Source organism: Clavibacter capsici, from assembly GCF_001280205.1.
Classification (GTDB): Bacteria; Actinomycetota; Actinomycetes; order Actinomycetales; family Microbacteriaceae; genus Clavibacter; species Clavibacter capsici.
The window spans coordinates 2,680,163-2,700,290 of sequence record NZ_CP012573.1 but is presented as its reverse complement, the minus strand read 5'-3'; the positions used below and the strand labels follow the sequence as shown (position 1 = coordinate 2,700,290).

29 protein-coding genes are annotated in these 20,128 nt (G+C 69.8%); 28 read left to right on the top strand and 1 reads right to left on the bottom strand.

The genetic code is table 11. The annotated features are described in order from the left end of the window. The first annotated feature begins 96 nt into the window (after window positions 1-96). From tuf to map, 25 genes are all read left to right on the top strand, one after another. Window positions 97-1,290, top strand: a complete 1,194-nt coding sequence (tuf, locus tag AES38_RS12640) for an elongation factor Tu (protein ID WP_053775260.1) — start codon at window positions 97-99, stop codon at window positions 1,288-1,290. 156 nt (window positions 1,291-1,446) lie between these two features. Next, entirely contained in the window at window positions 1,447-2,415 is a 969-nt protein-coding gene (locus tag AES38_RS12635; protein ID WP_053775259.1) for a DNA topoisomerase IB, read from the top strand. Window positions 2,416-2,853: 438 nt separating this feature from the next. Then, complete coding sequence (gene rpsJ, locus AES38_RS12630) at window positions 2,854-3,162, top strand: 30S ribosomal protein S10 (RefSeq protein ID WP_012039307.1); 309 nt, start codon at window positions 2,854-2,856, stop codon at window positions 3,160-3,162. Between the two features lie 8 nt (window positions 3,163-3,170). Continuing rightward, window positions 3,171-3,824: a 50S ribosomal protein L3 gene (gene rplC, locus AES38_RS12625; protein WP_053775258.1), complete on the top strand. Its 654-nt coding sequence runs from the start codon at window positions 3,171-3,173 to the stop codon at window positions 3,822-3,824. Window positions 3,825-3,826: 2 nt separating this feature from the next. Then, window positions 3,827-4,483, top strand: coding sequence for a 50S ribosomal protein L4 (gene rplD, locus AES38_RS12620; RefSeq protein WP_043668795.1), 657 nt, complete (start codon window positions 3,827-3,829; stop codon window positions 4,481-4,483). Next, entirely contained in the window at window positions 4,480-4,779 is a 300-nt protein-coding gene (gene rplW, locus AES38_RS12615; protein ID WP_012039304.1) for a 50S ribosomal protein L23, read from the top strand. The genes rplD and rplW overlap by 4 nt, the downstream gene beginning before the upstream one ends. A 22-nt stretch (window positions 4,780-4,801) precedes the next feature. Further along, window positions 4,802-5,641, top strand: a complete 840-nt coding sequence (gene rplB, locus AES38_RS12610; protein ID WP_053775257.1) for a 50S ribosomal protein L2 — start codon at window positions 4,802-4,804, stop codon at window positions 5,639-5,641. Between the two features lie 12 nt (window positions 5,642-5,653). Continuing rightward, window positions 5,654-5,935, top strand: a complete 282-nt coding sequence (gene rpsS / locus AES38_RS12605) for a 30S ribosomal protein S19 (RefSeq protein ID WP_043668801.1) — start codon at window positions 5,654-5,656, stop codon at window positions 5,933-5,935. Between the two features lie 25 nt (window positions 5,936-5,960). Continuing rightward, window positions 5,961-6,353 carry a 50S ribosomal protein L22 gene (rplV, locus tag AES38_RS12600; protein WP_043668804.1) on the top strand — a complete coding sequence of 131 codons (393 nt, stop codon included), beginning with the start codon at window positions 5,961-5,963 and terminating at the stop codon, window positions 6,351-6,353. Further along, window positions 6,353-7,150, top strand: a complete 798-nt coding sequence (gene rpsC, locus AES38_RS12595) for a 30S ribosomal protein S3 (RefSeq protein WP_012039300.1) — start codon at window positions 6,353-6,355, stop codon at window positions 7,148-7,150. Before rplV ends, rpsC begins: the two co-directional genes overlap by 1 nt. A 2-nt stretch (window positions 7,151-7,152) precedes the next feature. Then, entirely contained in the window at window positions 7,153-7,572 is a 420-nt protein-coding gene (rplP, locus tag AES38_RS12590; protein WP_043668807.1) for a 50S ribosomal protein L16, read from the top strand. Next, complete coding sequence (gene rpmC / locus AES38_RS12585) at window positions 7,572-7,898, top strand: 50S ribosomal protein L29 (protein ID WP_012039298.1); 327 nt, start codon at window positions 7,572-7,574, stop codon at window positions 7,896-7,898. Before rplP ends, rpmC begins: the two co-directional genes overlap by 1 nt. 2 nt (window positions 7,899-7,900) lie before the next feature. After that, window positions 7,901-8,197: a 30S ribosomal protein S17 gene (rpsQ, locus tag AES38_RS12580; protein WP_012039297.1), complete on the top strand. Its 297-nt coding sequence runs from the start codon at window positions 7,901-7,903 to the stop codon at window positions 8,195-8,197. 29 nt (window positions 8,198-8,226) lie between these two features. Then, window positions 8,227-8,595, top strand: a complete 369-nt coding sequence (rplN, locus tag AES38_RS12575) for a 50S ribosomal protein L14 (RefSeq protein WP_012039296.1) — start codon at window positions 8,227-8,229, stop codon at window positions 8,593-8,595. Window positions 8,596-8,597: 2 nt separating this feature from the next. After that, the gene (gene rplX / locus AES38_RS12570) at window positions 8,598-8,957 is read left to right on the top strand and encodes a 50S ribosomal protein L24 (RefSeq protein WP_015491186.1); all 360 of its coding nucleotides are present in this window, start codon (window positions 8,598-8,600) and stop codon (window positions 8,955-8,957) included. Between the two features lie 2 nt (window positions 8,958-8,959). Next, entirely contained in the window at window positions 8,960-9,556 is a 597-nt protein-coding gene (gene rplE, locus AES38_RS12565; RefSeq protein WP_043668813.1) for a 50S ribosomal protein L5, read from the top strand. Between the two features lie 138 nt (window positions 9,557-9,694). After that, on the top strand, window positions 9,695-10,093 hold the full coding sequence (rpsH, locus tag AES38_RS12560; RefSeq protein WP_012039293.1) for a 30S ribosomal protein S8: 399 nt from the start codon (window positions 9,695-9,697) through the stop codon (window positions 10,091-10,093). Between the two features lie 4 nt (window positions 10,094-10,097). After that, a complete protein-coding gene (gene rplF, locus AES38_RS12555) occupies window positions 10,098-10,634 on the top strand; it encodes a 50S ribosomal protein L6 (RefSeq protein ID WP_053775256.1) in 537 nt (178 codons plus the stop codon). 2 nt (window positions 10,635-10,636) lie between these two features. Next, window positions 10,637-11,008 (top strand): 50S ribosomal protein L18, encoded by a 372-nt coding sequence (gene rplR, locus AES38_RS12550; protein ID WP_012039291.1) that lies wholly within the window; start codon window positions 10,637-10,639, stop codon window positions 11,006-11,008. 35 nt (window positions 11,009-11,043) lie between these two features. Then, window positions 11,044-11,709: a 30S ribosomal protein S5 gene (rpsE, locus tag AES38_RS12545; RefSeq protein WP_053775811.1), complete on the top strand. Its 666-nt coding sequence runs from the start codon at window positions 11,044-11,046 to the stop codon at window positions 11,707-11,709. Continuing rightward, entirely contained in the window at window positions 11,709-11,891 is a 183-nt protein-coding gene (gene rpmD, locus AES38_RS12540; RefSeq protein ID WP_012039289.1) for a 50S ribosomal protein L30, read from the top strand. The genes rpsE and rpmD overlap by 1 nt, the downstream gene beginning before the upstream one ends. Next, window positions 11,891-12,466, top strand: coding sequence for a 50S ribosomal protein L15 (rplO, locus tag AES38_RS12535; RefSeq protein WP_053775255.1), 576 nt, complete (start codon window positions 11,891-11,893; stop codon window positions 12,464-12,466). Before rpmD ends, rplO begins: the two co-directional genes overlap by 1 nt. Window positions 12,467-12,591: 125 nt before the next feature. Next, on the top strand, window positions 12,592-13,914 hold the full coding sequence (gene secY / locus AES38_RS12530; RefSeq protein ID WP_043668822.1) for a preprotein translocase subunit SecY: 1,323 nt from the start codon (window positions 12,592-12,594) through the stop codon (window positions 13,912-13,914). Further along, window positions 13,911-14,513 carry an adenylate kinase gene (locus AES38_RS12525; RefSeq protein WP_053775254.1) on the top strand — a complete coding sequence of 201 codons (603 nt, stop codon included), beginning with the start codon at window positions 13,911-13,913 and terminating at the stop codon, window positions 14,511-14,513. Before secY ends, AES38_RS12525 begins: the two co-directional genes overlap by 4 nt. Before the next feature lie 3 nt (window positions 14,514-14,516). Beyond that, entirely contained in the window at window positions 14,517-15,353 is an 837-nt protein-coding gene (map, locus tag AES38_RS12520) for a type I methionyl aminopeptidase (protein ID WP_053775253.1), read from the top strand. Between the two features lie 48 nt (window positions 15,354-15,401). Here map and AES38_RS12515 read toward each other — a convergent pair whose 3' ends face one another. Beyond that, window positions 15,402-17,390 carry a BglG family transcription antiterminator gene (locus tag AES38_RS12515; protein WP_053775252.1) on the bottom strand — a complete coding sequence of 663 codons (1,989 nt, stop codon included), beginning with the start codon at window positions 17,388-17,390 and terminating at the stop codon, window positions 15,402-15,404. 211 nt (window positions 17,391-17,601) lie between these two features. Here AES38_RS12515 and AES38_RS12510 point away from each other — a divergent pair, with 211 nt between their 5' ends. From AES38_RS12510 to ptsP, 3 genes are all read left to right on the top strand, one after another. Beyond that, the gene (locus tag AES38_RS12510; RefSeq protein ID WP_053775251.1) at window positions 17,602-17,982 is read left to right on the top strand and encodes a PTS sugar transporter subunit IIB; all 381 of its coding nucleotides are present in this window, start codon (window positions 17,602-17,604) and stop codon (window positions 17,980-17,982) included. Window positions 17,983-18,106: 124 nt separating this feature from the next. Continuing rightward, the gene (locus AES38_RS12505; RefSeq protein ID WP_012039282.1) at window positions 18,107-18,373 is read left to right on the top strand and encodes an HPr family phosphocarrier protein; all 267 of its coding nucleotides are present in this window, start codon (window positions 18,107-18,109) and stop codon (window positions 18,371-18,373) included. Then, window positions 18,370-20,040, top strand: a complete 1,671-nt coding sequence (gene ptsP, locus AES38_RS12500; protein WP_053775250.1) for a phosphoenolpyruvate--protein phosphotransferase — start codon at window positions 18,370-18,372, stop codon at window positions 20,038-20,040. Before AES38_RS12505 ends, ptsP begins: the two co-directional genes overlap by 4 nt. Window positions 20,041-20,128 lie beyond the last annotated feature (88 nt).

Here is a 20,128-nt window from a genome sequence, read left to right as displayed (position 1 = left end):
GCATCCGCCGTTTCAGTACCATAAGCAAGATCTCCAACACGCAGGGCGTCCGGGAACACCGGACGCCCCGCAACCGAGTCCTGAGGAGGACCCACAGTGGGTAAGGCCAAGTTCGAGCGGACCAAGCCGCACGTCAACATCGGAACGATCGGTCACGTCGACCACGGCAAGACGACGCTGACGGCAGCGATCTCCAAGGTCCTGGCGGACAAGTACCCGTCGGCGACCAACGTGCAGCGCGACTTCGCGTCCATCGACTCCGCTCCCGAGGAGCGCCAGCGCGGCATCACGATCAACATCTCGCACGTCGAGTACGAGACGCCCAAGCGTCACTACGCTCACGTCGACGCCCCGGGTCACGCTGACTACATCAAGAACATGATCACCGGCGCGGCGCAGATGGACGGCGCGATCCTCGTGGTCGCCGCCACCGACGGCCCCATGGCCCAGACGCGCGAGCACGTCCTGCTCGCGAAGCAGGTCGGCGTGCCGTACCTGCTCGTCGCGCTCAACAAGTCCGACATGGTCGACGACGAGGAGATCCTCGAGCTCGTCGAGCTCGAGGTCCGCGAGCTGCTCTCCAGCCAGGACTTCGACGGCGACAACGCCCCCGTCGTCCAGGTCTCCGGCCTCAAGGCGCTCGAGGGCGACGAGAAGTGGGTCGAGCAGATCGTCAAGCTCATGGACGCGGTCGACGACTCCATCCCGGAGCCCGTCCGCGACAAGGACAAGCCGTTCCTCATGCCCGTCGAGGACGTCTTCACGATCACCGGTCGTGGCACCGTCGTCACGGGTCGCGCCGAGCGCGGCACGCTGGCCATCAACTCGGACGTCGAGATCGTGGGCATCCGTCCCACCGTCAAGACCACCGTCACGGGCATCGAGATGTTCCACAAGCAGCTCGACGAGGCCTGGGCCGGCGAGAACTGCGGTCTCCTGCTCCGCGGCACCAAGCGCGAGGACGTCGAGCGCGGCCAGGTCATCGTCAAGCCGGGTTCGGTCACGCCGCACACGGACTTCGAGGGCACCGCGTACATCCTCTCCAAGGAGGAGGGCGGGCGTCACAACCCGTTCTACGCGAACTACCGTCCGCAGTTCTACTTCCGCACCACCGACGTCACCGGCGTCATCACGCTGCCCGAGGGCACCGAGATGGTCATGCCCGGCGACACCACCGACATGAACGTCGCGCTGATCCAGCCGATCGCCATGGAGGAGGGCCTCGGCTTCGCCATCCGCGAGGGTGGCCGCACCGTCGGCGCCGGCACGGTCACGAAGATCGTCAAGTAGCACAGCTCCACCAGCACCACCTCCGACAGGGTCGGGCCGTCATGGCCCGGCCCTGTCGGCCGTTAACGCCGCGCCGGATGTCACGGGCTCCTGCGGAAGCCCGGCCCGGATGCGTAGTGCGCTAACGATCGGGCGCCCAGCGCGTAGGTTCGAGGGATGGTAAGACTCCGGCGCAGCGACGCCACCGGCAAGGGCTACACGCGCAAGCGCTCGGGGAAGGGCTGGACCTACCTGGACTCCGACGGGAACCGGGTCACCGACCGGGAGCTGCGCGCCCGCATGGAGCACCTCGGGATCCCGCCCGCCTGGACCGACGTGTGGATCGCCCCGTACGCCAACGGCCACGTGCAGGCGACGGGCATGGACAGCGCCGGACGCCGGCAGTACATCTACCACCCGACCTGGCGCGAGCAGAAGGACCGGATCAAGTTCGACCGCGCGCTGCAGCTCGCCGAGTCCCTCCCGGCCGCGCGACGCCAGGTCACCATGCACCTCCGGCAGGAGGGGCACACGCGCGAGCGCGCGCTGGCCGCCGGCTTCCGCATGCTCGACACGGGGAGCCTCCGCGTCGGCAGCGAGCGGTACGCGGAGTCGAACGGCAGCCACGGGCTCTCGACGCTGCTGTGCTCCCACGTGACCATCCACGGCGACAGCGTCCACCTCGAGTTCCCCGCGAAGAGCGGGCAGGAGTGGTCGAGCGACATCCGTGACGCGGACCTCGTCCAGGCGATCCAGGGCCTCAAGCGCCGGGGTGCGAACGCGCGCCTCCTCGCCTACCGGGACGGGAGCGACTGGCACCCGCTCGGCGCGGCGGATATCAACGACTACGTGCGCGAGCGCACCGGCGGCGAGTTCACCGCCAAGGACTTCCGGACGCTCCACGGCACGGTCGCCGCGGCGATCAGCCTCGCGAAGCACGGGCCCGAGGAGACCAAGGGCAAGCGGCAGCGGGCGCTCGCGCAGGCGTACCGCGACGCGTCCGAGGTGCTGAGCAACACCCCGACCATCGCGAAGAACAGCTACGTGGACCCGCGGCTCGTGGACGAGTACGTGCACGGCCGCACCATCGACCCGCAGCGCCTCGGCTCGGGGGAGACGGAGCTCCGGAACCTGCTCTACCGGTGATGCGGAAGCGTCCGTCGAGGACGCGTCGGCACCCGGTGCCGGGCCCGGAAACACGGGGGAGTGGGCGCGACACGCCCGGGTTGCACGCATGGCCGGACTATGACAAACTCGTCTAGTTCAACATTCCGGTGCACGCCGCCCTGCGCGCGAGACGCCGGATCACTGCCAGGCAGTGCATAGCCGCCCGGAGCGCACGTCGCTCCCTGGGCAGGTTAGGCCGCGGGCAGCAGAGCACAAGCACCGACACCCACCGGATGAGCACAGCTCGTCGGCGCCCGCATGCGGGCGGGTGCACGAGCTGCCCGAGGCCGCGTCCCACGATGCGCGCCCGGGTGCACCACGGAGAGGCACGCCACGAGGCGCGCGGATCCGAGCGAGGGACACACGCGTCCAATACGGTCCGAGGCCGCATGACGCACGAAAGAGAGAGAGTCACACATGGCGGGACAGAAGATCCGCATCCGACTTAAGTCGTACGACCACTCGGTCATCGACTCCTCGGCCCGGAAGATCGTCGACACGGTGACCCGCGCGGGCGCCACGGTCGTCGGCCCGGTGCCGCTGCCCACGGAGAAGAACGTGATCTGCGTGATCCGTTCCCCCCACAAGTACAAGGACAGCCGCGAGCACTTCGAGATGCGCACGCACAAGCGTCTGATCGACATCGTCGACCCGACGCCGAAGGCGGTCGACTCGCTCATGCGACTCGACCTCCCGGCCGACGTCAACATCGAGATCAAGCTCTAAGGGAACCCATGTCTACCGCTAACAGGACTTTCACCGGTCTGCTCGGCACGAAGCTGGGCATGACGCAGGTGTGGGACGAGAACAACAAGCTCATCCCCGTGACCGTCGTGCAGATCACCCCGAACGTCGTCACCCAGGTGCGCACGCCCGAGGTCGACGGCTACGGCGCCATCCAGATCGCCTACGGCCAGATCGACCCCCGCAAGGCCGACAAGCCGAGCACCGGCCACTTCGAGAAGGCCGGCGTCACGCCGCGCCGCCACCTCACCGAGGTCCGCACGGCCGACTTCGCCGAGTACTCGCTCGGCCAGGAGATCACGGTCGGCGCCTTCGAGCCCGGCACCAAGGTCGACGTCGTCGGCACCAGCAAGGGCAAGGGCTTCGCCGGCGTCATGAAGCGCCACAACTTCAAGGGAGTCTCCGCCTCGCACGGTTCGCACCGCAACCACCGCAAGCCCGGCTCCATCGGCGCCTCCTCGACCCCCAGCCGCGTCTTCAAGGGCATGCGCATGGCCGGTCGCATGGGCGGCGAGCGCGTCACCGTGCTGAACCTCGTCGTCCACAGCGTGGACGCCGAGAAGGGCCTCCTGCTCGTCAAGGGCGCAGTGCCCGGCGCGCGTGGCCGCATCGTCTTCGTCCGCAACGCAGTGAAGGGGAAGTAGTCATGGCTACCGACACCCAGCTCGACGTCCTCGACGCGACCGGTGCAGTCACCGGCTCCGTCGACCTGCCCGCGTCGATCTTCGACGTGCAGACCAACGTCCCGCTCATCCACCAGGTCGTCGTGGCCCAGCTCGCCGCGGCGCGCCAGGGAACGCACAAGACCAAGGGCCGCGGCGAGGTCTCCGGCGCCGGCCGCAAGCCGTTCAAGCAGAAGGGGACCGGCCGCGCTCGTCAGGGCTCGATCCGCGCCCCCCAGATGACCGGCGGTGGCATCGTCCACGGACCCACGCCCCGCAACTACTCGCAGCGCACCCCCAAGAAGATGATCGCCGCGGCTCTGCTCGGCGCCCTCTCCGACCGCGCGCGCGGCGCCCGCCTCCACGTCATCGAGAGCCTCTCCGCCGGAGACGTCCCCTCGACGAAGACCGTGGTCGCGCTGCTCGACGGCATCGCCACGAGCAAGCACGTCCTCATCGTCCTGGAGCGCACCGACGAGGTCAGCCTCCGCAGCGTGCGCAACATCCCGACGGTCCACGTGCTGTCCTACGACCAGCTCAACGCGTACGACGTGCTCGTGAGCGACGACATCGTCTTCACGAAGGGCGCGTACGACGCGTTCGTCGCGTCGAAGACGGCCAAGGAAGAGGTTGCCGCATGAGCGCCACCCAGAAGGACCCCCGCGACATCATCATCGCGCCGGTCGTCTCCGAGAAGAGCTACGGCCTGATCGACCAGGGCAAGTACACGTTCATCGTGGACCCCCGCTCGAACAAGACCGAGATCAAGCTCGCGATCGAGAAGATCTTCGGCGTGCAGGTCGCGTCGGTCAACACGCTCAACAAGCAGGGCAAGACCCGCCGGACCAAGTTCGGGATGGGCAAGCGCAAGGACACCAAGCGCGCCATCGTCTCCCTCAAGTCGGGCTCCATCGACATCTTCACGACTGTCGGCTGAGACCGGGACTAGGAAAACACCAATGGCTATTCGCAAGTACAAGCCCACGACCCCGGGTCGTCGCGGTTCGTCCGTCGCCGACTTCGTGGAGATCACGCGCTCGACGCCCGAGAAGTCGCTGCTCCGCCCGCTCTCCAAGACCGGTGGCCGCAACAACCAGGGTCGGATCACGACCCGTCACATCGGTGGTGGCCACAAGCGCCAGTACCGCGTGATCGACTTCAAGCGCAACGACAAGGACGGCGTCATCGCGACCGTCGCCCACATCGAGTACGACCCCAACCGCACGGCGCGCATCGCGCTCCTGCACTTCATCGACGGCACGAAGCGCTACATCCTCGCGCCGAACAAGCTGAAGCAGGGCGACAAGATCGAGTCGGGCGCCCAGGCCGACATCAAGCCCGGCAACAACCTGCCGCTGCGCAACATCCCGACGGGTACCGTCATCCACGCCATCGAGCTCCGCCCCGGCGGCGGCGCGAAGATGGCCCGCTCCGCCGGCGCCTCCGTGCGCCTCGTGGCGAAGGACGGCCCCTACGCCCAGCTGCGTCTCCCCTCGGGCGAGATCCGCAACGTCGATGCGCGCTGCCGCGCGACCATCGGCGAGGTCGGCAACGCCGAGCAGTCGAACATCAACTGGGGCAAGGCCGGCCGCATGCGCTGGAAGGGCGTCCGCCCGACCGTCCGCGGTGTCGCGATGAACCCGGTCGACCACCCGCACGGTGGTGGTGAGGGCAAGACCTCCGGTGGTCGCCACCCGGTCAGCCCGTGGGGCCAGAAGGAAGGCCGCACGCGCCACATCAACAAGCCCAGCGACAAGCTCATCGTTCGCCGCCGCAACGCCGGCAAGAAGCGCAAGTAGGAGTTGTAGAAGATGCCACGCAGTCTGAAGAAGGGCCCCTTCGTCGACGACCACCTGCTCCGCAAGGTGATCTCGGCGAACGAGGCCAGCAGCAAGAACGTGATCACGACCTGGTCGCGCCGCTCGATGATCATCCCGGCGATGCTGGGTCACACCATCGCGGTGCACGACGGTCGCAAGCACATCCCCGTGTTCGTCACGGAGTCCATGGTCGGTCACAAGCTCGGCGAGTTCGCGCTCACGCGCACCTTCCGCGGCCACGTGAAGGACGACAAGAAGGGTCGTCGTCGCTAACGCGGCGACGAGAAGGAGGAGAGAAATGGTGGAGTCGATCGCACGCGTGCGTCACATCCGCGTCACCCCCCAGAAGGCCCGCCGTGTCGTCGACATGATCCGCGGGAAGCAGGCCGAGGAGGCCCTCGCCATCCTGAAGTTCGCCCCCCAGGGCGCGAGCGAGCCGATCTACAAGCTGGTGGCCTCGGCCATGGCGAACGCGCGGGTCAAGGCCGACGCGTCGAACAGCTTCCTCTCGGAGCAGGACCTCTACATCGCCAAGGCGTTCGTGGACGAGGGCACCACCCTCAAGCGGTTCCAGCCGCGCGCACAGGGTCGCGCGTTCCGTATCAACAAGCGCACCAGCCACATCACGGTCGTCCTCGCGACGCCGGACGAGGCGGACGTGGCGTCGACCACGAAGAAGGCGAGCAAGTAATGGGACAGAAGGTCAACCCGTACGGGTTCCGTCTCGGGATCACCACCGACCACGTGTCGCGCTGGTTCTCGGACAGCACGAAGAAGGGGCAGCGTTACAGCGACTACGTCGCCGAGGACGTGCGCATCCGCACCATGCTCAAGACGAGCCTCGACCGCGCCGGAGTGGCGCGCATCGAGATCGAGCGCACCCGTGACCGTGTCCGCGTGGACATCTACACGGCCCGCCCCGGCATCGTCATCGGCCGTCGCGGCGTCGAGGCCGAGCGCATCCGCGCCGACCTCGAGAAGCTCACGGGCAAGCAGATCCAGCTGAACATCCTCGAGGTGAAGAACCCCGAGGCCGAGGCGCAGCTGGTCGCCCAGGGCATCGCCGAGCAGCTCGCGGGTCGTGTGGCGTTCCGCCGCGCGATGCGCAAGGGCCTGCAGGGCGCGCAGCGCGCCGGCGCCAAGGGCGTCCGCATCCAGGTGTCGGGCCGCCTCGGCGGCGCCGAGATGAGCCGGTCGGAGTTCTACCGCGAGGGCCGCGTGCCGCTGCACACCCTCCGTGCGAACATCGACTACGGCTTCTACGAGGCCCGCACGTCCTTCGGCCGCATCGGCGTGAAGGTCTGGGTCTACAAGGGCGACATCACCAACAAGGATCTCGCTCGCGAGCAGGCGAACCAGAAGTCGTCGCGCCCCGAGCGCCGTAACGACCGTTCCGACGGTCGAACCGGGGATCGCCGCACCAACGCGCCGCGCACCGCGCCGGCCGCCGAGGCAGCGCCGGTCGCCGCAGCAGGAGTTGAGGCGTAACCATGCTTATCCCCCGTCGAGTCAAGCACCGCAAGCAGCACCACCCCGGCCGTTCCGGCCAGGCGACCGGTGGCACCACCGTGTCGTTCGGTGAGTACGGCATCCAGGCCCTCACGCCCGCCTACGTCACCAACCGCCAGATCGAGTCCGCTCGAATCGCCATGACGCGTCACGTCAAGCGCGGCGGGAAGGTGTGGATCAACATCTACCCCGACCGCCCGCTCACCAAGAAGCCCGCCGAGACCCGCATGGGCTCCGGCAAGGGCTCGCCCGAGTGGTGGGTCGCGAACGTCAAGCCGGGTCGCGTCCTCTTCGAGCTCGCCGGCGTCGACGACGTCACGGCGCGCGAGGCGCTCACCCGGGCCATCCACAAGCTGCCCCTCAAGGCACGCATCATCAAGCGCGAGGAAGGCGACGCATAATGGCGATCGGTTCCAAGGAGCTCGCCCCCGTCGAGCTGGACACTTTCGAGGACGAGCGACTCGTCGAAGAGCTGAAGAAGGCCAAGGAGGAGCTGTTCAACCTGCGCTTCCAGTCGGCCACCGGCCAGCTCGACAGCCACGGCCGCCTCCGCGCGGTCAAGCGCGACATCGCTCGGATCTACACGGTCATCCGCGAGCGCGAGCTGGGCATCCGTGCCACGCCCGCCCCCGTCGAGGTCCCCGAGAAGCCCGAGAAGAAGAAGGCGACGAAGAAGGCCGCGAAGGCCGACGACGCCGCCGTCACCGAGAAGGCTGAGGAGGCTTGATCATGGCGAACGCCGAAGAGAAGAACACGGCTGACACCGCGACGGCCGACCGCGGCTACCGCAAGTCCCGTCGTGGCTACGTCACCAGCGACAAGATGGACAAGACCATCGTCGTCGAGGTCGAGGACCGCGTGAAGCACCCCCTGTACGGCAAGGTCATCCGCCGCACCTCCAAGGTGAAGGCGCACGACGAGGCGAACACCGCCGGCATCGGCGACCTGGTCCTGATCAACGAGACCCGTCCCCTGAGCGCCTCCAAGCGCTGGCGCCTGGTCGAGATCCTCGAGAAGGCCAAGTAGCCCCGGCTGCTTGGATAGAAGGAGCAACAGTGATTCAGCAGGAATCCCGCCTCAAGATCGCCGACAACACGGGTGCCAAGGAGATCTTGACCATCCGCGTGCTCGGTGGCTCGGGTCGCCGCTACGCCGGCCTCGGTGACGTCATCGTCGCGACCGTCAAGGACGCGATCCCCGGCGGCAACGTCAAGAAGGGCGAGGTCGTCAAGGCCGTCATCGTCCGGACCAAGAAGGAGACGCGCCGTCCCGACGGCTCGTACATCAAGTTCGACGAGAACGCCGCCGTCATCCTGAACAGCAACGGGGAGCCCCGCGGCACCCGCATCTTCGGACCGGTGGGCCGCGAGCTCCGGGACAAGAAGTTCATGAAGATCATCTCGCTGGCACCGGAGGTCATTTAGTCATGGCGAACATCAAGAAGGGTGACCTCGTGCAGGTCATCACGGGTCGCACGCAGGCCAAGGGCGGCGACCGGGGCAAGCAGGGCCGTGTCCTGTCCGTCCTGGTCGAGCGCAACCGCGTCGTCGTCGAGGGCGTGAACTTCGTCACGAAGCACGTCCGCGTCGGCCAGACGCAGCGCGGCTCCAAGACCGGCGGCATCGAGACCGTCGAGGCGCCCATCCACATCTCCAACGTCGCGCTCGTCGACCCCGAGTCCAAGAAGCCCACGCGAGTCGGCTTCCGGACCGAGCAGGTCGAGAAGGACGGGGTCTCCAAGACCGTCCGCGTCCGCTACGCCAAGAAGTCAGGTAAGGACCTCTAGCAATGACCGACACCGCAACCGCTGGCACGGCCGAGGGCAAGCAGCTCCCGCGCCTGAAGCAGAAGTACCGCTCCGAGATCGTCAGCCAGCTGACCGCTGATCTCGGCTTCACGAACGTGCACCAGGTGCCCGGGCTCACGAAGATCGTCGTGAACATGGGCGTCGGCGACGCGGCTCGCGACGGCAAGATCATCGACGGCGCGGTCGCCGACCTCACCAAGATCACGGGCCAGAAGCCGCAGGTCACCAAGGCCCGCAAGTCGATCGCCCAGTTCAAGCTGCGTGAGGGCCAGGCCATCGGCACCCACGTCACGCTGCGCGGCGACCGCATGTGGGAGTTCCTCGACCGCCTGCTGTCCCTCGCCCTGCCCCGCATCCGCGACTTCCGCGGGCTCAGCCCGAAGCAGTTCGACGGCAACGGCAACTACACGTTCGGCCTCAACGAGCAGTCCATGTTCCACGAGATCGACCAGGACCGCATCGACCGGGTCCGCGGCATGGACATCACGGTCGTCACGACCGCTCGGACGGACGACGAGGGACGCGCGCTGCTCAAGGCGCTCGGCTTCCCGTTCCAGACGCCCGAGAACACGCCGTAACCAGTTCCACCAGCACCACCCGCACGACCAGCACCACCGCACGATCGGCGCCGGGCACCTCCGCCCGGCGCCGCCACCACCACAGGTCGTCATCCGTGTCCGGATGAACGAAACCAGGCGAGAGAGGTACCACCAGTCATGACAATGACCGACCCGGTCGCCGACATGCTGACCCGACTCCGGAACGCGAACTCCGCGCACCACGACACGGTCTCCATGCCGCACTCCAAGCTCAAGTCGCACATCGCCGACATCCTCAAGTCCGAGGGCTTCATCGCCGGCTGGGACGTCGCGGACGCCCGCGTCGGCCAGACGCTGACGCTCAGCCTCAAGTTCGGACCCGACCGCGAGCGCTCCATCCGGGGCATCAAGCGCGTGTCCAAGCCCGGTCTCCGCGTGTACGCGAAGTCCGCGGAGATCCCCCAGGTCCTCGGTGGCCTCGGGGTCGCCATCCTGTCCACCTCCTCGGGGCTCCTCACGGACCGCCAGGCTGCGAAGAAGGGCGTGGGTGGGGAAGTCCTCGCCTACGTGTGGTAACGACATGTCCCGCATCGGAAGACTCCCCATCGACGTCCCCGCAGGGGTCGACGTCACCGTGTCCGGCCAGGTCGTCACGGTCAAGGGCCCCAAGGGCGAGCTGAGCCTCACCGTGGCCCAGCCCATCCGCGCCGAGGTCCAGGACGGGCAGGTGCTCGTCACCCGCCCGGACGACGAGCGCGAGTCGCGTTCGCTCCACGGCCTCACGCGCAGCCTCATCGCCAACCAGATCGTCGGCGTCACCACCGGCTACACCAAGGGCCTCGAGATCGTCGGCACGGGTTACCGCGTCGCGCTCAAGGACAAGGGCGTCGAGTTCGCGCTCGGCTTCTCCCACCCCGTGTACGTCGAGGCGCCCGCGGGCATCAGCTTCACCGTCGAGGGCGTCAACAAGATGACCGTCGTCGGCATCGACAAGCAGCTCGTCGGCGAGACGGCCGCCAACATCCGCAAGATTCGCAAGCCCGAGCCCTACAAGGGCAAGGGCGTCCGCTACGCCGGCGAGAACGTTCGCCGCAAGGCCGGAAAGAGTGGTAAGTGATCATGGCTCTCGGAGTTAGAGGAAAAAGCAAGTCCGCCGCCCGCGGTCGCAGGCACGCACGCCTGCGCAAGAAGGTGGAGGGGACCGAGCTGCGTCCGCGCCTCGTCGTCACCCGTTCGGCCCGTCACGTCTTCGTGCAGGTCGTCGATGACAGCCGTGGTCACACCGTCGCGTCCGCGTCGACCCTCGAGGCCGACATGCGCACGTTCGACGGCGACAAGACCGCCAAGTCGCGCAAGGTCGGCGAGCTCGTCGCCGAGCGCGCCAAGGCGGCCGGCGTGGAGAGCGTCGTATTCGATCGTGGTGGCAACCGCTACGCAGGACGCGTCGCGGCCATCGCCGAAGGAGCTCGAGAGGGTGGTCTGAGCCTGTGAGCGCAGCCGAGAACAACAACAAGGAGCCCGAGGTCGTGGCCGTGGCGGAGACGCCCGTCGAGACCGCGGCGTCCACCGCACCCGCGCAGAACGAGGGCCGTGAGGGCCGTCGTGGCGGACGCGACCGGAACCAGGGCGGCCGCGACAACCGCGGTGGCCGTGATGCCGACAAGAGCCAGTTCCTGGAGCGCGTCGTCACCATCAACCGCGTGTCCAAGGTCGTCAAGGGCGGTCGTCGCTTCAGCTTCACCGCGCTCGTGATCGTCGGAGACGGCAACGGACTGGTGGGCGTCGGCTACGGCAAGGCCCGCGAGGTCCCGACCGCCATCTCCAAGGGCGTCGAGGAGGCGAAGAAGAACTTCTTCCGCGTCCCCCGCATCGGCCTGACCATCCCGCACGCCGTGCAGGGTGAGGCCTCCGCCGGAGTCGTCCTCCTGCGTCCCGCGTCCGCGGGTACCGGCGTCATCGCCGGTGGTCCCGTCCGCGCGGTGCTCGAGTGCGCCGGCATCCACGACGTCCTGAGCAAGTCGCTCGGCTCGTCGAACACGATCAACATCGTGCACGCCACGGTGGAGGCGCTCAAGCAGCTCGAGGAGCCGCGCGCCGTCGCGGCCCGTCGTGGGCTCGAGCTCGAGCAGGTCGTCCCGGCCCGCATCCTCCGCGCCCAGCGTGTCGAGGCCGACGCGAAGGCAGGTGTCTGATGGCTCAGCTCCGAGTGACGCAGATCAAGTCCAAGATCAGCGAGAAGCAGAACCAGCGCGACACCCTGCGGAGCCTCGGGCTCCGTCGCATCGGTGCCGTGGTGGTCCGAGAGGACAACGCCCAGAACCGCGGCTACGTCAACACCGTCGCGCACCTGGTGAAGGTGGAGGAGATCGACTGATGGCTGAGAACAACGAGTCGGCCGAGCAGGCGCCCGTGAAGGCGCCGAAGGCCGCACCCAAGAAGACCGCGAAGGCCCCCGTCGCCGCCGCTTCCGCCGAGACGACCACGGTCGGCTCGACGGAGACGGTCAAGCGCGAGCAGGTCCTCAAGGTCCACCACCTCCGTCCCGCCGCCGGGGCCAAGAAGGCACGCCAGCGTGTCGGCCGCGGTGAGGGCTCGAAGGGCAAGACCGCGGGTCGTGGCACCAAGGGCACGAAGGCCCGCTACACGGTCCGCGTCGGCTTCGAGGGTGGGCAGATGCCGCTGCACATGCGCACCCCGAAGCTGCGCGGGTTCAAGAACCCGTTCCGCGTCGAGTACCAGGTCGTGAACCTGGAGAAGCTCGCCGTGCTCTACCCCGACGGCGGCGACGTCACCACGAGCGACCTGGTCGCCAAGGGTGCCGTGCGCAAGAACGAGAAGGTCAAGGTCCTCGGGGACGGCGACATCTCGGTTAAGCTGACGGTTGCTGTCGACAAGGTCTCCGGCTCCGCTGCGGAGAAGATCGTCGCAGCAGGCGGCTCCGTCAAGTAGCACTTCAGGACGCAACGGAAGGGGCGGTCGGGCAACCGACCGCCCCTACCGGCACCTGGGGCCGCATCGGGTCGGCCCGACCCCCGCCTCCCGGCGGACCTCCCACAGAAAGCAGGACACCCTCCGTGTTGAGCGCCGTCGTCAGGATCTTCCGCACCCCCGATCTGCGTCGCAAGATCGGCTTCACGCTGGGCATCATCGCCCTCTTCCGACTGGGGTCCTTCATCCCGGCGCCGTTCGTCGACTTCGCCAACGTGCAGTCGTGCCTCGCGGCGAACCAGGGCACCTCGGGCCTCTACGAGCTCGTCAACCTCTTCAGCGGCGGCGCGCTGCTGAAGCTCTCCATCTTCGCGCTGGGGATCATGCCGTACATCACGGCGTCGATCATCGTCCAGCTGCTCCGCGTGGTCATCCCGCACTTCGACACCCTCTACAAGGAGGGCCAGTCCGGCCAGGCCAAGCTCACGCAGTACACGCGCTACCTCACGATCGCCCTCGCGGTCCTGCAGTCCACGACGCTCATCACGGTCGCGCGCAGCGGTGCGCTGTTCGGCCAGACGAACGTCAGCGCCTGCACGCAGCTCGTCACGAACGACGCCTGGTACGCGATCATGCTCATGGTCATCACCATGACCGCCGGCACCGGCCTCATCATGTGGATGGGCGAGCTCATCACCGAGCGCGGCGTCGGCAACGGCATGTCGCTCCTCATCTTCACGTCGGTCGCGGCCGCCTTCCCCACCTCGCTCATCGCCATCCAGCAGAGCCGCGGCTGGGAGGTCTTCGCCCTCGTCATCCTGGTCGGCCTCCTCGTGGTCGCCGCCGTCGTCTACGTCGAGCAGTCGCAGCGCCGCATCCCCGTCCAGTACGCCAAGCGCATGGTCGGGCGCCGCACCTACGGCGGCAACAACACCTACATCCCCATCAAGGTGAACATGGCCGGCGTCGTGCCCGTCATCTTCGCGTCGTCGCTGCTGTACCTGCCCGCGCTCGTCGCGCAGTTCAACCAGCCGCCCGTCGGCCAGCCGCCGGCGCCGTGGGTGCAGTGGATCACCGACAACCTCACCACGGGCGACCACCCGCTCTACATGGCGATGTACTTCCTCCTCATCGTCGGCTTCACGTACTTCTACGTCGCCATCACCTTCAACCCGGAGGAGGTCGCCGACAACATGAAGAAGTACGGCGGCTTCATCCCCGGCATCCGCGCCGGCCGCCCCACCGCGGAGTACCTCGACTACGTGCTCACGCGCATCACGCTGCCGGGCTCGCTGTACCTCGGCCTCATCGCGCTCCTGCCGCTCATCGCCCTGTCGCTCGTCGGCGCCAACCAGAACTTCCCGTTCGGCGGCGCGAGCATTCTCATCGTCGTGGGCGTCGGCCTCGAGACGGTGAAGCAGATCGACTCGCAGCTGCAGCAGCGCCACTACGAGGGGCTGCTCAAGTGACCCGGCTCCTGATCGTGGGCCCGCCCGGCGCGGGCAAGGGGACGCAGGCGAAGCGCATCGCGGAGGAGTTCGGGATCCCGGACGTCTCGACGGGAGACATCTTCCGTCAGAACATCAAGGACGGCACCGACCTCGGCCGGCAGGTCCAGGCGCTCGTCGACGCGGGCAACTACGTGCCCGACGAGCTCACCAACGAGCTCGTCACCGCGCGCCTCCAGGAGGAGGACGCGAAGGAGGGCTTCCTGCTCGACGGCTACCCGCGCACGCTCGACCAGGTCGCGTACCTGGAGGAGCTGCTGCAGGGCTGGGGCCACGAGCTCGACGCCGTCATCCAGCTCGTCGCCGACGAGGAGGAGGTCGTCTCCCGCCTCCAGCGCCGCGCCGAGGAGCAGGGCCGCGCCGACGACAGCGAGGACGCCATCCGGCACCGCCAGGAGGTGTACCGCCGCGAGACGAGCCCGCTCATCGCCGTGTACCGCGACCGCGGACTGCTGCTCGAGGTCGACGGCCTCGGCGAGGTCGACGAGGTCGCCGAGCGCATCCGCGCGGCGCTCGCCGGTCGCGGCGTGCGTCCCGTCTCCGACGCCGGCCGCGCCTAGCCCGTGGGAGCGCTCCGCCGCACGCCGGGGATCTACAAGACGCCGGACGAGATCCGCCGCATGGTGGCGCCCGGTCTCGCGACCGCCGCGTCGCTGGACGCCGTGCGCGGGCTCATCGCCCCCGGGGTGACGACGGGCGAGCTCGACGCCGCCGCCGACGCCGCCATCCGCGCGCTCGGCGGGCGCTCCAACTTCCAGCTCGTGCCGGGCTACCGCCACACGGTGTGCGTCTCCGTCAACGACGAGGTCGTGCACGGCATCCCCGGCGACCGCGTGCTGCAGCCGGGCGACATCGTTTCGGTCGACAGCGGCGCGGAGATCGACGGCTGGAACGGCGACTCGGCCATGACCGTCGTCGTGCCGGATCCCGCGCGCCCCGACGTCGTGGAGGCGCGCGAGCGCCTGTCGCGCGTCACCGAGGACTCGCTCTGGGCGGGCATCGCCCGGCTGGCGACCGCGTCGCACCTCAACGAGGTGGGCGAGGCCGTCGAGGAGAGCGTCGAGGCGGCCGGGCGCTTCGGCATCGTCATGGACTACACGGGCCACGGCATCGGCCGGAGCATGCACGAGGATCCGCCGGTGTTCAACTACCGCGTGCGCGGCAAGGGCCCCGCCGTGAAGCCCGGGCTGGTCGTGGCGATCGAGCCCATGATCACCGACGGCGAGGCGGAGACGCGCGTCCTCGACGACGACTGGACCGTCGCCACGGTCGACGGCAGCATGGCCTCGCACTGGGAGCACTCCGTCGCCGTGCACGCGCGCGGCATCTGGGTGCTCACGCTCGCCGACGGCGGCGCCTCGCGCCTCGTGCCGCTCGGCGTCACGCCCGTCGCGCCCTGACCGGCGCACCCGCCCGGGCGACCCGGCCGGCGGCGGGGGACGGCCGCGCTAGGTGTCCATGACGTGCACGAGCTCCTCGATGAAGGAGCCGTGGGATCCGGAGGCCCGCATGATCGCCTGCACGTCGCGGTGGTCGGAGAAGACCTCGACGAACTGGTCGAACACGTGCTGGAAGCTCGTGCGTCCGCTGGCGCTGAAGGCGACGAGCGCGACCACGTGCACGCGGTTGCCGCCCCACCGCATCGCCTCGTCGTTGACGACGATCGCGATGGCCGTGCGGTTCGCCGTCATGGCGAGCGAGTGCGGCACGGCGAGCGTGTCGGTGAAGGCCGTGGACGACAGGCGCTCGCGCTCGATCGCGCCCTCGATGTACTCGGGCTCGATGATGCCCTGCTCGACCATCTTCCCGCCGAGCAGCCGGATCATCGCCTCCTCGTCGGGGGCGTGGAGGTCGCGGAAGAACAGCGACTCGTCGAGGAAGCGCAGCAGGTCGTGCTTCATGGAGCTGCGCCGCGCCTGACGGCGGACGCGCGCGACGGCCCGCCGGATCGACTCGATGTCGTCGGGGGTCGGCAGCGGCTGCACGACGACGACGTCGTCCCCGGGCGGACGCGTGCCGGTGGCGTCGATCACGAGCTGCACGCCGAGCGCGTCCGCGTCGGCGTCCGTGCGCGTGACGACGGCGTCGACGCTGATGTCGGAGCCGAGCGCCTGCTCGATGCGCGAGCGCATGATCTGGTGCAGGTCGTAGTAGTTCGGGCACACGAGCGCGCTGGCGACCCGGTCGTCGCGCCGGGCGACGCGCTCCCGGTGCGAGCCCACGTGCAGCGCGATGTACGCGATCTCGTCGTCGTTGATCGCGATGCCGCGGCGCCGCTGCACCTCGCTCGCGATGAACACGGCGATCTCGTACGTCATCGGGTAGGAGGTCTTGATGGAGCGGGCCAGCGGGTTGCGCGAGAAGGAGCGGTCGGCGGCGCGCGCCACCAGGTTCCCGAGGTGCAGGGAGAAGCGGACCGTGAAGTCCTCGTCCTCGAGGTCCACCAGGTACTCCTGCTTCACGCGGCGGACGATGGCCCGCACCACGTCGAGGTCGCTCTCGACGACGTGCTCCCGCATCACGGTGGCGAGCGACTGCTCGTTGCCGGGCGTGACGACGCGCGTGCGGACGAGGAGCGCGAGGTAGGCGACGTCGCCGGCGGGCACGGGCACGTCGAAGTGCGCGGCGAGGAGCCGGGCGAGCACGTCGCGGATCGCGAGGGCGGTGGGGTCGGGGGAGGGGACGGTCGATGACGGGTCGTCGTCGGTCGGGTCCGCGACGAGCGTCGCGCCGTCGTCCGTCTGGTCGGGATCCGCGTCGGCGTCCGTCCGCCGCGGCGCCCGCGCGAGCCGGTCGACCGCGATCGCCACGTGCAGCAGCACGTTGTCGACCCCGTACTCGTTGACGAAGAAGCCGCGCTCCGTGAGCTCGCGGATGAGGTCGGTCTTGAAGGCGCGCAGCGAGTCGGAGGCGAACTCGCGCTGCACGGACTCGAGCGGCAGGAAGCCCTGGGCGCTCTCGTCGCGGAACATGCGCGACAGCAGCCGGCGGAAGTCGCGCTCCGAGCCCTCGAGCACGACGGTGGATCCGGTCCGCCGGAGGGCGAGGCCGGCGTCCTCGACGAGCGCGCGCACCTTGCGGAGGTCCGCCTCGACGGTCGACTCGCTCACGTGCAGCTCGCTCGCGAGCGCGAAGACGTCGAGCCCGTCGGGGGCGTCGCCGAGCCGGCGGACGAGGGCGTGCAGCCGGTCGCGGGGCGTGCCCTGCGGATCCGCCGTCGACCGGGCGCCGAGGTGGCGGGCGTAGCTGCCGGCGTCGATGCGGTAGCCGTCGGGGGAGGAGGCGATGGCGACGGTCGAGCGCTCCCGGACGGCCGTGACGTAGTTGCGCACGCTGCGCGTGGTGACGCCGAGCCGGTCGGCGAGCTCGCCGGCCTCGACCCAGCGGTCCGCCGTGGACAGGTAGTCCAGCAGCCTCTCCTGGTTCTCGCTCAGCATGGTCGTCTCCCTCGCGGCCGCTCGCGTCCCCTCCGGCGTCGGACGGAGCGTGCCGCTCTCCGAGACGAGTCAACCATCCGCGCCCGGCCCCGATGCCCGCCGGGGCCGCTGCGGGCGTCGTCTTCCTACCCCGCGGAAGCGGATCTGCTGGCAGCGGCACCCCACCCCGGAGCACGATGGGACGACCAGCGACGACGCGAGGAGGCACAGCATGACCGGGAGGATCCTCGTCGTCTGCGGCTCCGGCGCATCCAGCACCTTCCTCGCCCAGCGCCTCCGCGCGCTCGCCGAGGCCGACGGGCTCGAGATCGAGGCCGTCGCGGGATCCCTGGCCCAGGTGCGCCTCGATGCCGCCGGCATGGACGTCGTCCTCCTCGGCGCCCACCTCGCCGACCGCCTCGACGCCGTGCGCCAGGCCGCCGCCGACGAGGGCGCGACCGCCGTCCTCCTCGACGCCGACGCCTCGCGACCCGAGGGCGCGCGCGCCGCGCTCGACCGGGCCGTCGCCGCCATGCGCCAGGGCGCCCGATCGCTCCGCCTCGCGCCCGGCCTCCACGCCCGCGCCGTCGGGGGATCCCCGCCCACCGCCTGACCTCCGGCGCCCGCGCCGACGCCGCACGACCCGCAGCACCGCACGACGACCGCCCACCCGGGCACCGCCCACCCGGGCACCGCCCACCAGGGCCCCGACGACGGGGCCGACCGAAGGAGCCACCATGGCAGAACGCACCGTCACCATCGCCTCGTCGCACGGGCTTCACGCCCGCCCCGCCTCGCTGTTCACGCAGGCCGCCGCGAAGGCCGGGATCCCCGTGCAGCTCGCCAAGGGCGACCGCAGCGTCAACGCGGCGAGCATCCTCGGCGTGATCTCGCTGGGCGTCGACACGGGCGACGAGGTCGTCGTCTCCGCCGAGGGCGAGAACGCCGAGCAGGTCGTCACCGACCTCGCCACGCTCCTCGAGTCCGACCTGGACGCCGCATGAGCTCCCGCGCCCTGAACGGCATCGGCATCGGCCGCGGATCCGCGGTCGGCCCCGTCGTCCGCATGCCCGACCCGCTGCCCGAGCCCGCCGACACCGCGAGCACCCTGACCGCCGACGAGGAGCGCATCCGCGTGAGCGCGTCGCTCGCCGCCGTCGCCGCCGACATCCGCATCCGCGGCGAGAAGGCCGGCGGCGCCGCCAAGGACGTGCTCGAGGCGCAGGCCTTCATGGCCGAGGACCCGACCCTCGTCGACGACATCACCGCGCGCCTCGCGACCGGTCGCACCGCCGAGCGCGCCGTGCACGAGGCCTTCGCCGGCTTCCGCGACCTGCTCCTCAGCATGGGCGGCTACATGGGCGAGCGCGCCACCGACCTCGACGACGTCTCGCAGCGCGTCGTCGCGCACCTGCAGGGCGTCGCCGCCCCCGGCGTGCCGGATCCCGACCACGCGTTCGTGCTCGTCGCGCGCGACCTCGCGCCCGCCGACACCGCGCTGCTCGACCTCGACAAGGTCCTCGCGCTCATCACGACCGACGGCGGCCCGACCTCGCACACGGCGATCCTCGCCCGCGAGAAGGCGATCGTCGCGGTCGTCGGCGCCGCGGAGGCGAAGGACCTCGCCGACGGCGAGACCGTCGTGGTCGACGCGCTCACGGGCGTCGTCACCGTCGCCCCCAGCGAGGCCGAGGAGCAGGCCGCCCGCGCCGAGATCGAGACCCGCCGCAACAGCGTGGCCGTGCCCACCGGCCCCGGCGCGCTCTCCGACGGCACCGCGATCCCGCTGCTCGCCAACCTCGGATCCGCCGACGGCGCCGACGACGCGGTCGCCAAGGGCGCCGAGGGCGTCGGCCTCTTCCGCACCGAGTTCCTCTTCCTCGACGCCACCAGCGCGCCGACCGTCGCCGAGCAGCAGGAGCACTACACGCGCCTGCTCCGGGCGTTCCCCGGCCAGAAGGTCGTCGTCCGCGCGCTCGACGCCGGCGCGGACAAGCCGCTCGCCTTCCTCAACGACGCCGACGAGGAGAACCCGGCCCTCGGGCTCCGCGGCCTCCGCGCGCTCCGGGCCAACGAGCAGATCCTCCGCGACCAGCTCACCGCGCTCGCGCAGGCCGACGCCGCCACCGACGCCGACCTGTGGGTCATGGCGCCCATGGTCTCGACCGTCGAGGAGGCGCGCTACTTCTCCGCCCTCGGCCGCGAGCTGGGCCTCAGGACCGTCGGCGTGATGGTGGAGGTCCCGTCCTCCGCGCTCCTCGCCGACCGGATCCTCAGCGTCGCCGACTTCGCGAGCATCGGCACCAACGACCTCACGCAGTACACGCTCGCGGCCGACCGGCTGCTGGGATCCGTGGCCGCGTTCCAGGACCCGTGGCACCCCGCCGTCCTCCGCCTCGTGCAGGAGGTCGGCGCCGCGGGACGCGCGCTCGGCAAGCCCGTCGGGATCTGCGGCGAGGCGGCGGCCGACCCGCTGCTCGCCGTCGTGCTCGTCGGCCTCGGCGCGACCAGCCTCTCGATGTCGCCGGCGGCCCTCGCCGACGTGCGCGCCGAGCTCACCCTGCACTCGCGCGAGGAGGCGGAGGCCCTGGCCGCCGTCGCCCTCGCCGCCGACAGCGCCGTCGAGGCGCGCGCCGCGGTCACCGCGGCGTCGGCGCCCGCCACCGTCTGACCCGCACCGCCCTCTCCCCGCACCGCACCGCACCGCACCACATCCCACCTCACCGCAGCAGGCGGGCCGCAGCAGGCCCGCCACCACC

Excerpts from the sequence above, each read along its gene's own strand:
- AES38_RS12635 (WP_053775259.1), top strand. The coding sequence starts at position 1,447 with ATGGTAAGACTCCGGCGCAGCGACGCCACCGGCAAGGGCTACACGCGC.
- rpsJ (WP_012039307.1), top strand. The coding sequence starts at position 2,854 with ATGGCGGGACAGAAGATCCGCATCCGACTTAAGTCGTACGACCACTCG.
- rplC (WP_053775258.1), top strand. The coding sequence starts at position 3,171 with ATGTCTACCGCTAACAGGACTTTCACCGGTCTGCTCGGCACGAAGCTG.
- rplD (WP_043668795.1), top strand. The coding sequence starts at position 3,827 with ATGGCTACCGACACCCAGCTCGACGTCCTCGACGCGACCGGTGCAGTC.
- rplW (WP_012039304.1), top strand. The coding sequence starts at position 4,480 with ATGAGCGCCACCCAGAAGGACCCCCGCGACATCATCATCGCGCCGGTC.
- rplB (WP_053775257.1), top strand. The coding sequence starts at position 4,802 with ATGGCTATTCGCAAGTACAAGCCCACGACCCCGGGTCGTCGCGGTTCG.
- rpsS (WP_043668801.1), top strand. The coding sequence starts at position 5,654 with ATGCCACGCAGTCTGAAGAAGGGCCCCTTCGTCGACGACCACCTGCTC.
- rplV (WP_043668804.1), top strand. The coding sequence starts at position 5,961 with ATGGTGGAGTCGATCGCACGCGTGCGTCACATCCGCGTCACCCCCCAG.
- rpsC (WP_012039300.1), top strand. The coding sequence starts at position 6,353 with ATGGGACAGAAGGTCAACCCGTACGGGTTCCGTCTCGGGATCACCACC.
- rplP (WP_043668807.1), top strand. The coding sequence starts at position 7,153 with ATGCTTATCCCCCGTCGAGTCAAGCACCGCAAGCAGCACCACCCCGGC.
- rpmC (WP_012039298.1), top strand. The coding sequence starts at position 7,572 with ATGGCGATCGGTTCCAAGGAGCTCGCCCCCGTCGAGCTGGACACTTTC.
- rpsQ (WP_012039297.1), top strand. The coding sequence starts at position 7,901 with ATGGCGAACGCCGAAGAGAAGAACACGGCTGACACCGCGACGGCCGAC.
- rplX (WP_015491186.1), top strand. The coding sequence starts at position 8,598 with ATGGCGAACATCAAGAAGGGTGACCTCGTGCAGGTCATCACGGGTCGC.
- rplE (WP_043668813.1), top strand. The coding sequence starts at position 8,960 with ATGACCGACACCGCAACCGCTGGCACGGCCGAGGGCAAGCAGCTCCCG.
- rpsH (WP_012039293.1), top strand. The coding sequence starts at position 9,695 with ATGACAATGACCGACCCGGTCGCCGACATGCTGACCCGACTCCGGAAC.
- rplF (WP_053775256.1), top strand. The coding sequence starts at position 10,098 with ATGTCCCGCATCGGAAGACTCCCCATCGACGTCCCCGCAGGGGTCGAC.
- rplR (WP_012039291.1), top strand. The coding sequence starts at position 10,637 with ATGGCTCTCGGAGTTAGAGGAAAAAGCAAGTCCGCCGCCCGCGGTCGC.
- rpmD (WP_012039289.1), top strand. The coding sequence starts at position 11,709 with ATGGCTCAGCTCCGAGTGACGCAGATCAAGTCCAAGATCAGCGAGAAG.
- rplO (WP_053775255.1), top strand. The coding sequence starts at position 11,891 with ATGGCTGAGAACAACGAGTCGGCCGAGCAGGCGCCCGTGAAGGCGCCG.
- AES38_RS12515 (WP_053775252.1), bottom strand. The coding sequence starts at position 17,390 with ATGCTGAGCGAGAACCAGGAGAGGCTGCTGGACTACCTGTCCACGGCG.
- AES38_RS12510 (WP_053775251.1), top strand. The coding sequence starts at position 17,602 with ATGACCGGGAGGATCCTCGTCGTCTGCGGCTCCGGCGCATCCAGCACC.
- AES38_RS12505 (WP_012039282.1), top strand. The coding sequence starts at position 18,107 with ATGGCAGAACGCACCGTCACCATCGCCTCGTCGCACGGGCTTCACGCC.
- ptsP (WP_053775250.1), top strand. The coding sequence starts at position 18,370 with ATGAGCTCCCGCGCCCTGAACGGCATCGGCATCGGCCGCGGATCCGCG.